The following is a 12540-nucleotide window of genomic DNA, read 5'->3' on the forward strand; positions in this document are numbered from 1 at the left end:
GTATATATTTTTCTTCTGCACCCTGCACCCTGCCCCTTGCCCCCTGCACCCTGTTCCCTATCACAGGCTTCCATAGATAATCTTAAATTAAGGAGTTCAATTTCAGTGGTATTACAAATACAAAACAGCACTTACGAAGCAAAAACCCAAGAAATTGCTAAACAAGTTCTTGCAGCTACCCAAGAAAATCGCTCTTTTTTGGCTGCTTTACGGGATCAAATGCGTTGGGATGATAAATTACTCGACTGGGCTATGAGTAATCCTGGGTTACGGGTGCAGCTTTTTCGCTTTATTGATACTTTACCCGCTTTACATAGTAAATCAGAAATTGCGTCTCATTTACAAGAATATTTGGGAGATGAGTCTGTAGAATTACCCGCAGCTTTGAAAGGGATGCTCAATTTTGCTAATCCTGATTCTATGCCGGGACAGGTAGCAGCGACAACTGTGGGAACTGCTGTGGAAACTCTGGCACATAAGTATATTTCTGGGGAAAATATTAAACAAGTCATTAAAACTGTTGAGAGACTGCGAAAGGAAAAGATGGCTTTCACTATTGATTTACTTGGTGAAGCGGTAATTACGGAAACAGAAGCGCAGTCTTATTTAGAAAGATACTTGGAGTTGATGCAGCAATTGGTGGAGGCTTCGCAAAAATGGACGAAAATTCCGGCTATTGATGAAGCTGAGGGTGAGAATATTCCGAAAGTTCAGGTTTCTGTGAAGTTAACGGCGTTTTATTCTCAGTTTGATCCTTTGGATGCTCAAGGTAGTGAGGAACGGGTGAGCGATCGCATTCGTATTTTACTACGTCGGGCAAAAGAGTTGGGTGCAGCCGTCCATTTTGATATGGAACAGTATGCGTATAAGGATATTACTTTCAATATTCTCAAAAAACTTTTGCTAGAAGAGGAATTTCGCCAACGTACTGATATTGGCATGACTATTCAGGCATATCTGCGCGATAGTGAACAAGATGCTAGAGATATTATTGCTTGGTTAAAACAACGGGGTTATCCTCTAACTGTTCGTTTGGTTAAAGGTGCTTATTGGGATCAGGAAACTATCAAAGCTGCTCAAAAGCATTGGCCGCAACCTGTTTATAATGATAAAGCGGCTACAGATGCGAATTTTGAGACAATTACGCAGATATTGCTAGAAAATCATGAGTATGTGTATTCTGCCATAGGAAGTCATAATGTGCGATCGCAATCTCGCGCCATAGCCATAGCAGAAACTCTCCAAGTCCCTCGTCGTCGGTTTGAAATGCAAGTGCTTTACGGCATGGGTGATAAAATAGCCAAAGCTTTGGTAGATAAAGGTTATCGTGTGCGGGTTTATTGTCCCTATGGTGAACTTCTCCCCGGAATGGCTTATTTAATCCGGCGATTATTGGAAAATACCGCAAATAGCTCCTTTTTACGCCAAAACTTAGAAAATCGTCCCGTTGAAGAACTACTAGCTGCACCAATTCCAGCTTCACCCTCGCTTGCGGGGGGGACTGAGGAGGGGTTCTTCGGTGTAGCAGATACGGATTTTGCTGAAGAGGAAAAAAGAAGAAAGTCAAATCAAGCTTTTAAAAATGTCCGTCAGCAACTTGGTAAAACTTATTTACCTTTGATTAATGGGGAATATGTAAATACAACCACCTTTGTTGATTCTCTTAATCCTTCTAATTTCAGTCAAGTTGTGGGAAAAATCGGACTTCTCAGCGTTGAACAAGCTGAGGAAGCAATGAAATTTGCTAAAGCTGCTTTTCCTGCTTGGAAGAAAACCCCAGTTAAACAACGTGCTGATATTTTGCGGAAAGCTGGGGAGTTAATGGAGGAAAGACGCGCTGAACTTTCTGCTTGGATAGTTTTAGAAGTAGGAAAACCTGTTAAGGAAGCAGACGCGGAAGTTTCGGAAGCGATTGATTTTTGTCTTTATTACGCTGATGAAATGGAACAGCTTGATAAAGGTGTAATTTATGACGTTTCGGGAGAAAATAATCGTTATATTTACCAGCCTAAAGGCATAGCTGTTGTGATTTCTCCCTGGAATTTCCCTTTGGCTATTGCTTGCGGGATGACTGTTGCTGCTTTGGTTTCAGGAAACTGCACTTTGCTCAAACCTGCGGAAACTTCTTCTGTAATTACTGCTAAATTTACAGAAATTTTAATTGAAGCCGGAATACCAAAAGGTGTTTTTCAATACGTCCCCGGTAAGGGTTCTCAAGTCGGTGCTTATTTGGTCAATCATCCTGACACCCATGTAATTGCTTTTACTGGTTCTCAAGAAGTAGGGTGTAGAATTTACGCAGAAGCTGCAATTCTCAAACCTGGTCAAAAGCACATGAAAAAGGTAATTGCGGAGATGGGTGGGAAAAACGCAATTATTGTGGATGAAAGTGCTGATTTAGACCAGGCTGTTGTCGGAGTTGTGCAATCGGCTTTTGGTTATAGTGGTCAAAAATGTTCTGCTTGTTCACGGGTAATTGTTCTCGAACCGATTTATGATGCTTTTGTCGAAAGGTTGGTAGAAGCGACGAAATCTTTGAATATCGGGGAAACGGAATTACCAAGTACCCAAGTTGGCCCTGTGATTGATGCTAATTCACGCGATCGCATTTTGGAGTACATTCAAAAAGGAAAAGAAGAAGCAAAAGTCGCTTTGGAGTTACCCGTACCAACTCAAGGTTATTTTATCGGTCCCGTGATTTTTTCGGAAGTACCTGCAAATGGGATAATCGCACAACAGGAAATCTTCGGCCCTGTGTTAGCGGTAATTCGAGTTAAAGATTTTGCAGAAGCTTTGGAAGTTGCTAACGGAACAAATTACGCTTTAACTGGTGGACTTTATTCTCGTACACCTTCCCACATTGAACAAGCGCAAGCAGATTTTGAAGTTGGGAATTTATACATTAACAGGAATATTACCGGGGCAATTGTCGCCCGTCAACCTTTTGGTGGGTTTAAGCTTTCTGGTGTAGGTTCTAAAGCTGGAGGGCCTGATTATCTTTTGCAATTCCTAGAACCAAAAACGGTGACAGAAAACATTCAGCGTCAAGGTTTTGCACCTATTGAGGGTGCTGAGTAATATATATTGTCAACAGTTAACAAATAACTGTTGACAAATTCACAATATTTTCAGTCAAAAAAATCAGTAACAGTCATAAAATGTCTAATAAATTTGATGATTTTTTAAGTTTACACTCTGATAATGTACCGTCAGATATTGTAGAGGCTTCTGTTTATGTAAATGATACTCTAGAGATAGCCCAAAGGATAGCTATAGATTTATTTGGAAAAGAAGTATCGGAAACTACGGTTATTTCTATATACGACCGTATTAAGGCAAAGCAAGATAATTTGAACTGTGATGATCAAGATCCTGAATGGAATGAAGATTAAAAATAATAAATATCCTATATATAATATTCCCATTCTGAAAATCATTAAATCCTAGAAATCCTGATTCTGACAAATTATGATATTTTGATGTTAAAATATAAAATCAGGGTTTCTCTATATTTATGGGTAAAAAAGATGATCTTAAACAGGTTGATGCAATTGCTAGAGAATTTCGGATGTCAGACGAATTAAGATATGATTTTGGTGAATTTATAGAGGAAGAAAAAAGAAATGGTTATGGTGGAACTTTAAACGATAGAGGTGATTTTACTTATCCCGAACTCCGTCAAAAAGCTAAAGAATTTTTAGAGGATATTAATTATGACTCCTAAGACATCTCTTGCTAATTCAATAGCAAATCTGAATCAAATTATTCAACCAATTATTGGTGAAACTTGCCATCAAATTACATTTAGTTATGGTGATGAACTACGGTTACATTTTGGTGAAATGATTCCCTATAATCATCCTAAATTAAGACATTTACGCAAAGGAACTTGGCAACTTAGCACCAGAGCAACACCTGTTTATTTAAGAAAAGTACATCCCATGCTCTTTAATTCATATTTCAAACATCCTATAGGTGTTGTTACAAAAAGAAGGTTGCGTCTTCTATTGGAAAACAAAAAACTAACTGATTTTGTAATTGATACTAATAAGAATTTTAAACTAATTTTATCCTTTGAAGGTAATTACCAACTGGTTTTAAAACCGGATTTAGAGGATGATTCTGGGCTTGCTTATTGGGAATTGTTGATGCCTAATGAACAAATTTTGACCGTTGGTCCTGGAATGTTTTGGGAATGCAAATCAATTCATGAACGTTATTAATCTGGATATCCTGATAATGTGTTCATACATCTTTAATAGATTCCAAAATGATTGAAAAGTATCTACTACTCTCTCCCAATTTTTTACCCCAACTTTGAACCTTTTGAATTACTAAATTGATAATTATTCAGTTTCCAAAATTCCAATTAATATATGATCTATTTCTTCTATATCATTAGGTATTCTAAAAAGGGTCATATCTTGGGTAATTTGTTTTTGTTGACGATCTAGTTTACCAAACCGCCAAATTTCTCCGGTAGTAACCGAACCATAAAATACAGCTTTATTTTCTTCAATTTCCGATAAAGCAATTAATTCCACTGCAAGTTGAGTAAATCCTCTCGTTAAATCATCATTCTTGGCTACAATTACTAGTAAGCTTTGGTGAGAACGCAATAAATAATCTAAATTCCCTTTTAACCAATTATTTACATTAACTGCATATTCAATTTTTAACTGACATTGACAATGAGTGATTACTTCTAACAATAAAGGTGAAACTAAGGTTTCCCTTCTAGCAGTTTCATTGTTTAAACTTACCAATGGTAAAAAGGATGTAATTTTATGTTTGAGTGCGCTAATTTTTTCTAAAGGGTTGGGTGTATGAGGTAAATTTAGAGATTGTTTAGCAAATAAATAACCTAATTCTGCTAATATTTCTTCTGGGTCATAAGGCAGTTAAAAATATGAGCGAAAAGTGTAAGATTGTCCTTCTTGAAGGATTTTTTGTTTAGTCATACTATCTCCTTATATTTAGAAATTTTCAGATTCCATTTCTGTTGTTAATTCACTCCTAACAAATTACTAATCATAAATAAGTAGCACCACCAATCATACCTTTGCTTGTTTGGTGAATTTCTACCCCTGCATTATTATAAACATAAGAACCAATTATATAGCCAACACAAAGGTCATAATTATCATCAAGATGAACATACCAATAGACATACTTATTCTCTCCAATGGCCCAGGAGAAGTAACAACCTGGGTGCGTCCGGTAGTGAAAGCGTTAAGAGAACAACTAGGTGATGATCGTGATGTTGTCAGAATTTCTGTAATTTTATCACCTTGTCCCCATGCTAGTGGAAAAGAGAGAGCGATCGCACTTTCTTACCCAGAAGTTGATAGAGTCCAAGCCGCATCACATTTTTGGCAATTTCTACTTTGGGGAAAAACCGCAGAAAATTGGGACTGGAGAAGTAAGGGTGTAGTGGTATTTCTCGGTGGTGATCAAATTTTCCCCATAATCATTGGTAAAAAACTGGGTTATAAAACAGTAGTTTACGCTGAATGGGAAGCCCGTTGGCACAATTTAATTGACCATTTTGGGGTAATGACAGCAAAAGTTGCAGAAAAGGTTTCCCCCAAATATGCTCATAAATTTACCGTTGTCGGTGATTTGATGTTAGAAGCAGCGGCACAAGATCACCTCAAATCCAAAATCCAAAATCAAGAATCTAAAATTGAAATGATTGGGATTTTACCAGGTTCAAAAGCTGCAAAATTAACCCAAGGTGTACCTTTAACTTTAGCTATTGCTGAATATATTCATACCAAAAGACCTGAAACTAAGTTTGTGATTCCTGTTGCGCCAACTTTGGATTTACAAACTTTAGCTAGTTTTGCAAACCCTCAGAAAAACCCTTTTATGGAAATTTTTGGTACTAATAGTACAACTTTAATTATTCCCGAACAAGGTCAGCCAATATTAAACACAGAGACAGGTTTAATTGTCGAATTGTGGCAGGAAAACCCAGCTTATGATTTATTATCTCAATGTTCTATTTGCTTAACCACAGTTGGTGCAAACACGGCTGAACTTGGTGCTTTAGGCGTGCCAATGATTGTTTTATTACCAACTCAACAAATGGATTCTATGCGTTCTTGGGATGGTTTACCGGGGTTGTTGGCTAATTTACCAGGGGTGGGTACAAATTTTGCTAAATTGATTAATTGGTTTTTTCTCAAACGCATAGGTTTATTATCCTGGCCAAATATTTGGGCGCAGGAAGAAATAGTACCAGAACTTTTGGGAAAACTTAAACCGCAAGAAGTTGGAAAAATGGTTTTAGACTTTTTAGAAAATCCCGAAAAATTGCAGGCTATGCGAGATAAATTACGCAATGTGAGAGGTGAAGGTGGTGCTGCAATTAAATTAGCAACTTTAGTAAAGGAAGAGTTATTGTAATTTTATCATGAAATTTATCCAAATTTCTTCTTAACAAAAAAGAGTATGGCAAAAAAATAGAAGTATTAACTATTGTTGGTATGGCTGGCTTTGGTAAAAGTACACTTGCTGAACATTTTAAAAATCAAAATTTGTCTGTATATAGTGGCAGATGAATCACAAACTCAGTACCTTTATCGACAACAGAATAGCAACTCAACTTGCCAGCGTGAGTTTGTTCAATAATTTGTTTAGCAATCGCCAACCCCAATCCTGTACCTTTACCAACGGCTTTGGTAGTATATAAATGGTCGAATATAGATGTTTTCACTCCTTCAGACATACCGAGTCCATTGTCAATGATCGCAATTTTTACCCAATTTCCCTCTACTTTCGTGTCAATATTAATCCGATTGGGACGAGCTTGAATTTCGGCAAAACTGCATCCAGAATTGGACTCCTCTAGGGCATCAATAGCATTTGCTAGAATATTCATAAATACCTGATTGATCTGTCCGGGGAAACAAACAATTTCTGGAATTTGGCCATAGTCGGTGACGACTTCGATGGCGGGACGGTGTTCATTAGCTTTGAGACGATGGCGTAAAATTAATACGGTACTATCAATACCATCATGCAGATTGAAAGATTGTTTGGTATTATTGTCAGCACGAGAAAAAATCCGCAGACTTTGGCTGATAGAGATGATGCGATCGCCTCCATCTTTCATGGCACGAATTAGTTTTGGTAAATCTTCTCGAATGTAATCTAGGTCAACGGCTTTTAGTTCATCTTCTATTTCTGCATCGGGTTGAGGGAATTTCCGATTGTAGAGATCGATAATACCTAACAAGTCATGAATATAATCCTGCACCGCATCGACATTGCCAACAATTGCACCGATGGGATTATTGATTTCATGGGCAACCCCAGCGACTAGATTACCGAGGGCTGACATTTTTTCTTTTTGAATCAGTTGCAGTTGGGAGGCTTCTAGTTCTGCTGCTTTTTGGGCAACTTGGGCGGAGAGGGTTCGGGTGAGGTGAGACAGTTGTAAATGGGTACTAACTCGTGCCAGAACTTCTTTTTCATAGAAGGGTTTGACTATATAATCTACCGCGCCTAGTTCCAATGCCTTAACTTTGCTTTCACTATCAGAAAGGGCAGTCATAAAAATGATGGGAATATGGCAGCTACGGTCATTAGCTTTCAACCTTCGGCAAGTTTCAAATCCATCAATGCCAGGCATCATGACATCTAATAAAATCAAGTCGGGGAGGTAGCGTTCGACCTGTTGTAGTGCGCGATCGCCACTAATGGCTATAGCCACATCAAAGCCTGCATCGCTCAGGGTATCCGAAATTACCTCTAGATTGCTAGGCGTATCATCAACAATTAAAACTAAACCTGTAATGGTAGATATTGGCGGTGTATACATCATTTTATAAATGTGAACATGAATAAAATTGCAGCAGCAGATGGTTAATCAATTTTTCGGTCAGGAGAGATACTCCTGAATGAATTTTTCTAGTTGTTGGCTTTGGAATTGTTTTGCCAGTTGGATAATCTTCTGAGTGAAAGGTTGGTAGCGATCGCTCTCTTGCGCCAGCTGTTCTGCTGCGGCGATCAGCTTCTTCAATCGCCCCTCTTGCGCGAGTTCTAACCAAGCCTGGAGGTCGGCGAGGGGTGGTGGAATTAGTTCTTGTGGTTGCGGCTGATCTAGGGATTGATCGGGGATGACTTCAGTTTTCCAAGTCAGTTGGAGATGTTTTTCCAACAGTCCGAATAAATCATTTACTTGCACTGGTTTAGCAAGGAAATCATCACCACCCGCATCAATACTCATTTGTTGATCGATTTGAGCAACGGAGGCAGAAGATACAAGCACTTTGAGTGATTGCAGTTCTTCCTGTTCCCGAATTCGGCGCAGCATCTCAAACCCATCCATAACAGGCATAACTAAGTCAGTAATCACTAGATCCGGGAGATGTTGCTGGATTTGGTCTAAACCAGCTTGTCCATGTTCGGCTTCGGTGATCATGAACCCTAGAGGCTCTAGCAGATTCAGTAAGACAGCGCGATTTTCCCAGCGATCATCTACGATCAAAATATGACGTTGTGAGCCTTCGTAGCCAATAATATTACCCACAGATGCGGTCTGCTGTTGACTCCAGTCATTTGCTAAGGGCAGGATAATCTCAAAGGAGAATTCGCTACCCACTCCAAACTGACTTTTGACCTGAATTTTGCCACCCATTAACTGTACAAGCTGTTGGCTAATGGCTAATCCTAGCCCTGTCCCTTCCACTTTGCGCTTCTGCTCCCCTACTTGTTCAAATGTTTGGAAGAGTTTGTTGATATCTGCTGGCGCAATCCCTACACCAGTATCGACAATGGTAATGCACAGTTGCACAGTGCCATTGGACTCCAACCCAGTTCGTTGAACACGAAAGGTAACACTACCGCGATCGGTAAACTTAATGGCGTTACCGAGAAGGTTAATCAATACTTGGCGCAGCCGTTTTTCATCGGCGTTGACACCGTTCGGTAAATCGTCCTCAGGTTCATAGTGAAACTCAATGCCTTTGTGCTGCGCCCGAATATGGCAAATTTCCACAACGCTTTGCAGGAAAGACGGCAAGTGGAAAGCTTGAGAGACAAGTTCCAGTTTACGGGCTTCGATTTTGGAGAGATCCAAAATATCATTGATCAGTGTGAGCAGATGATAGCCACATTGGTGGATGATGTGGACTCCCTGAAGTTCTTTGTCGGGCAAGACTTTGGATCGTCCCAGAATTTGGGCATAGCCGAGAATCCCATTCAACGGTGTGCGAAGTTCGTGACTCATGTTGGCGAGAAATTCACTCTTGGCATTGTTGGCGCTATCAGCAATTTCCTTGGCTGCATCTGCTAAGGCTTTTGATTTTTTGAGTTGGGTTTGTTCCGCAGATTGGAAATAGACCAACACTCCAATTAGTGTTCCCGCCAAAGCTAAGATTGCTAAAGCGATGATATCTAGGAGTTTGAGTTGAGATTCAATATTTTCACGGGGAATGACCAGTGCTACTGACCAGTTAGCTTCTTTGAGGGGGATAAAGGCCACATATTTGATGGTTTTGTCAATGTTGACTAATTCGATCCCCTGTTGCTTATTTACCATCTTTCGAGCGATCGCAGCTAAACCTCGATCTGCGGACTCAACCAATTTCAGCCCCGGCTTTTCAATTGTGGTCATGAAGTCGGGGTTGGGATGAACGATCGCTTGACCGGCGGAGTTGAGTGTAAAAGCATAGCTATTGTTGCCGTATTTGAGTGTCTCTGTGACATACTTGATGCGATTAACGGAAACGCTACCATGCACTACACCGATGGGCGAACTTGATGGATTTCCATCTCTGCGGATAGGAACTGAAATTGGTACTGATGACATGCCATTTGCTCTAGCAACCATCGGATCACCGACATGGACATACCCTGCTATTGACCTTTGGAACCAGCGACGATCTGTAACATTTGCTCGCTTACTGTTGGGGACTGTACTCTCTCGCCATCCATCTGGTGTGGTTAAACCAAAGAGTGAAAAATCTTCAATTCGCTGGTCTTCTGCTATTAAATATTTACTGGCGACCGACCAATCCACTGAGCGCACGATATCTGTGTTTGCCAACATCTCCACTTTAACTTTGAGAATTGCCAACCAGTGATCAATCTCATCTCGGCTCTGCGTCACTTCTGACAGCACTTGATTCTTGAGATTGGCTAACATGATACTTCGCACGGTCTGATAGCTGAAATAAGCGCCTAAAACTACAAATAAAGTAGTACCACCTACAATTACCTTAGCTAACAGGCTACGTGAAGGTTTACTAGAGTTTGTAGAAAGGAATGAGGGCGAATCGTAAATATTTTTAGTCAGATTCATGGTGAGTTTTACTTGAGGATTTAAAATGACAAGCGGATTGTTATAGCCTTTCCTACTCTAGTTAGATACAAAATTACCCCTCCCCAACCCTCCCCTTGGTAAGGGCGGGTGGGGTGTATTTCATGAGCTTGAGAATTGCTATATACCAAGCACAAATAATAGTTTTGCCATCCTTGATGAACTAGTCCACGATTCAATGTTTGTCCTGGAACTAGGGAAAATAATTAGTTCAGGAAAGGAAACACCAGTTCTAGCCGGAAAAAATGCATTAAATTGTCTCGAATATTGCCCAGAAAAATCCATAGAAAAACAGAAGAGTGGAAATATTTTTAGAGTCCTATTCAAAACCGCCACAGCAGATAATTTTAGATTTCCAGTGGCGGTGTGCCAATTGAAAAACTAAAGCAATATATTTAAAGAACAAGAAACACCAACAAAGTAAATAAAATAGAAAGAAAGAAAGGCAATTTATCAAATTTAAATGCCCGACCCTTCGTTAGGGGAAGGAACGGGGGGCAGGGGGAAACAGACCCTTAACGTCAGCAGCTGCGAACCATTACGGAGCAAGGGTTTAAGACCCCCACTAAAAAAGAGTTTCAGCGGCTTCAAATCAGGAAGGGTTGAATCCCATGCATGATTTACTCCTTTTGCCTTCTGCAATCGTATTCTAAAATAGCTAAACATTTTTGCGTAAATACTTGGTATTCTGAAAGGCGCATAAATTCGTTTCAAGTAAGTAATTCTACCCGTAACTCATTGACAACCCGATCTAATCCGACGGAATGGGCTGCTTTAAATAATAAGCGATCGCCCTCCTGCATATAATTCTTTAATCTCGCTACCAAATCGGTATGGGTGAGAAAACACTCAGAAGGTATACCAACAGCACTTTTAGCGATGTTTTCCGCATCTTCTCCATCAACCAAAACTAGCAAACCATCTAACTGCAAATTCTGCACCATTTCGCCAACTTGTTGATGCAGTTGTGGGGATCTTGCCCCTAATTCCTTCATTGCCCCCAAAACAGCTATTTTCCGCTTTCCAGGGGTATCTGCCAATAACTGCAACGCCGCTAACATGGCTTCTGGGGCAGCATTATAGGTTTCATCTAAAATCAAAATATCATTAGGTAAGGTAAATCGTTGCGATCGCCCATCAGGCATATTCACAACTACGCCATTTTGTAGAGATTTCCAATCTATTTCTAATACCTTAGCTACTGCTAAAGCTGCTAAAAAATTAATAGCATTATGACGACCAGGCAACGGTAAAGGTAAACGCATTCCTGCCACTTCTACCACTTCGTTATCAATTAACTTCCCTTGAATATCCCCACCAGAAAAGCCATAACTAATCACCTTCCCCTGCCAAAATCTCGCCGCTGTCTCCATTAATAAGGGACTATCATGATTGAGAATCGCCACACTATCACCAGGCATTTCTGCTAATAATTCACATTTCGCCTCAGCTATGGCTAATTCTGAACCGAGTAACTCAATATGTGCCGTTCCCACATTGGTAATTACTCCAATAGTTGGTTTAGCGATTTGCGTTAGTTCGGCAATTTGTCCCCTTCCCCGCATTGCCATTTCTATCACAGCAAAATCATCTTCTGCACCGAGTTCTAACAAGGTTTTTGGGACACCAATTTCGTTATTGAAATTCCCATAGGTTTTGTGAACTCTTCCCTGAGTGGCTAAAACTGCGGCGATTATTTCCTTGGTTGTGGTTTTACCCACCGAACCTGTTACCCCAATCACCGGTATAGCAAAGGAATCACGCCACCATCTAGCAATTTGCTGATATGCCTTGAGGGTGTCTTTCACCTGCAAAACCGGGAATCCAGGATTTTTATAGTCGTAATCTACAATAGCTGCGATCGCACCTTTAGCGATCGCAATCTCCACAAAATCATGTCCATCAAATTTTTCCCCTCGTAAAGCCATAAATACTTCACCAGGTTGCAAAATTCTGGTATCTGTTTGCATACCAATGCCCAATTGAGCTAAAGCAGATACAGATACGTTAACAGGATTTGCTAAAAGAACTTCAACCAGTTGGGATAAAGTGGCCGATACAGACATACTCAATCATCAATAAAAGTTAATTAGAGAACTCCACAAAAAAGATGAACTGCTTGCAGCAGCGCTTCGCTATCCAATCTTGTGGGATGGGCATCCTGCCCGTCCTTGTATTATTTAGCAGACATCTTGCCTGCACCACAAGAA

The 12540-nt window shown here is 40.0% G+C and carries 10 protein-coding genes; 6 read left to right on the top strand and 4 right to left on the bottom strand.

Translation table 11 applies throughout. The annotated features are described in order from the left end of the window. The first annotated feature begins 105 nt into the window (after positions 1-105). From pruA to ACOWPH_RS03855, 4 genes are all read left to right on the top strand, one after another. Positions 106-3078 (top strand): L-glutamate gamma-semialdehyde dehydrogenase, encoded by a 2973-nt coding sequence (gene pruA / locus ACOWPH_RS03840; RefSeq protein ID WP_015214079.1) that lies wholly within the window; start codon positions 106-108, stop codon positions 3076-3078. 80 nt (positions 3079-3158) lie between these two features. Continuing rightward, entirely contained in the window at positions 3159-3392 is a 234-nt protein-coding gene (locus ACOWPH_RS03845) for a hypothetical protein (protein ID WP_015214080.1), read from the top strand. 122 nt (positions 3393-3514) lie between these two features. After that, the gene (locus tag ACOWPH_RS03850; RefSeq protein WP_015214081.1) at positions 3515-3724 is read left to right on the top strand and encodes a hypothetical protein; all 210 of its coding nucleotides are present in this window, start codon (positions 3515-3517) and stop codon (positions 3722-3724) included. Further along, entirely contained in the window at positions 3714-4223 is a 510-nt protein-coding gene (locus ACOWPH_RS03855) for a hypothetical protein (RefSeq protein WP_015214082.1), read from the top strand. The genes ACOWPH_RS03850 and ACOWPH_RS03855 overlap by 11 nt, the downstream gene beginning before the upstream one ends. A 123-nt stretch (positions 4224-4346) precedes the next feature. On the opposite strand, the gene ACOWPH_RS03860 is transcribed toward ACOWPH_RS03855, so the two are convergent. After that, entirely contained in the window at positions 4347-4766 is a 420-nt protein-coding gene (locus tag ACOWPH_RS03860; protein ID WP_311381358.1) for a hypothetical protein, read from the bottom strand. Positions 4767-5151: 385 nt separating this feature from the next. On the opposite strand from ACOWPH_RS03860, the gene ACOWPH_RS03865 reads away from it, so the two are divergent. Continuing rightward, entirely contained in the window at positions 5152-6411 is a 1260-nt protein-coding gene (locus tag ACOWPH_RS03865; protein ID WP_015214083.1) for a hypothetical protein, read from the top strand. 56 nt (positions 6412-6467) lie between these two features. Then, positions 6468-6566 carry an ATP/GTP-binding protein gene (locus ACOWPH_RS03870; RefSeq protein WP_150111085.1) on the top strand — a complete coding sequence of 33 codons (99 nt, stop codon included), beginning with the start codon at positions 6468-6470 and terminating at the stop codon, positions 6564-6566. On the opposite strand, the gene ACOWPH_RS03875 is transcribed toward ACOWPH_RS03870, so the two are convergent. From ACOWPH_RS03875 to ACOWPH_RS03885, 3 genes are all read right to left on the bottom strand, one after another. Further along, positions 6536-7831, bottom strand: a complete 1296-nt coding sequence (locus ACOWPH_RS03875; RefSeq protein WP_015214084.1) for a sensor histidine kinase — start codon at positions 7829-7831, stop codon at positions 6536-6538. The two genes, ACOWPH_RS03870 and ACOWPH_RS03875, sit on opposite strands and share 31 nt — an antisense overlap. 57 nt (positions 7832-7888) lie before the next feature. Further along, positions 7889-10312 carry a hybrid sensor histidine kinase/response regulator gene (locus ACOWPH_RS03880; protein WP_015214085.1) on the bottom strand — a complete coding sequence of 808 codons (2424 nt, stop codon included), beginning with the start codon at positions 10310-10312 and terminating at the stop codon, positions 7889-7891. 728 nt (positions 10313-11040) lie between these two features. Further along, entirely contained in the window at positions 11041-12396 is a 1356-nt protein-coding gene (locus ACOWPH_RS03885; RefSeq protein WP_015214086.1) for a UDP-N-acetylmuramoyl-tripeptide--D-alanyl-D-alanine ligase, read from the bottom strand. Between the last annotated feature and the right edge of the window lie 144 nt (positions 12397-12540).

Origin of the sequence: Anabaena sp. PCC 7938, from assembly GCF_049315035.1 — a bacterium.
GTDB classification, from domain to species: domain Bacteria; phylum Cyanobacteriota; class Cyanobacteriia; order Cyanobacteriales; family Nostocaceae; genus Anabaena; species Anabaena cylindrica.

Coding starts and splice junctions, on each gene's coding strand:
- ACOWPH_RS03845 (WP_015214080.1), top strand. CDS start 3,159: ATGTCTAATAAATTTGATGATTTTTTAAGTTTACACTCTGATAATGTA.
- ACOWPH_RS03850 (WP_015214081.1), top strand. CDS start 3,515: ATGGGTAAAAAAGATGATCTTAAACAGGTTGATGCAATTGCTAGAGAA.
- ACOWPH_RS03855 (WP_015214082.1), top strand. CDS start 3,714: ATGACTCCTAAGACATCTCTTGCTAATTCAATAGCAAATCTGAATCAA.
- ACOWPH_RS03865 (WP_015214083.1), top strand. CDS start 5,152: ATGAACATACCAATAGACATACTTATTCTCTCCAATGGCCCAGGAGAA.
- ACOWPH_RS03875 (WP_015214084.1), bottom strand. CDS start 7,831: ATGATGTATACACCGCCAATATCTACCATTACAGGTTTAGTTTTAATT.
- ACOWPH_RS03880 (WP_015214085.1), bottom strand. CDS start 10,312: ATGAATCTGACTAAAAATATTTACGATTCGCCCTCATTCCTTTCTACA.
- ACOWPH_RS03885 (WP_015214086.1), bottom strand. CDS start 12,396: ATGTCTGTATCGGCCACTTTATCCCAACTGGTTGAAGTTCTTTTAGCA.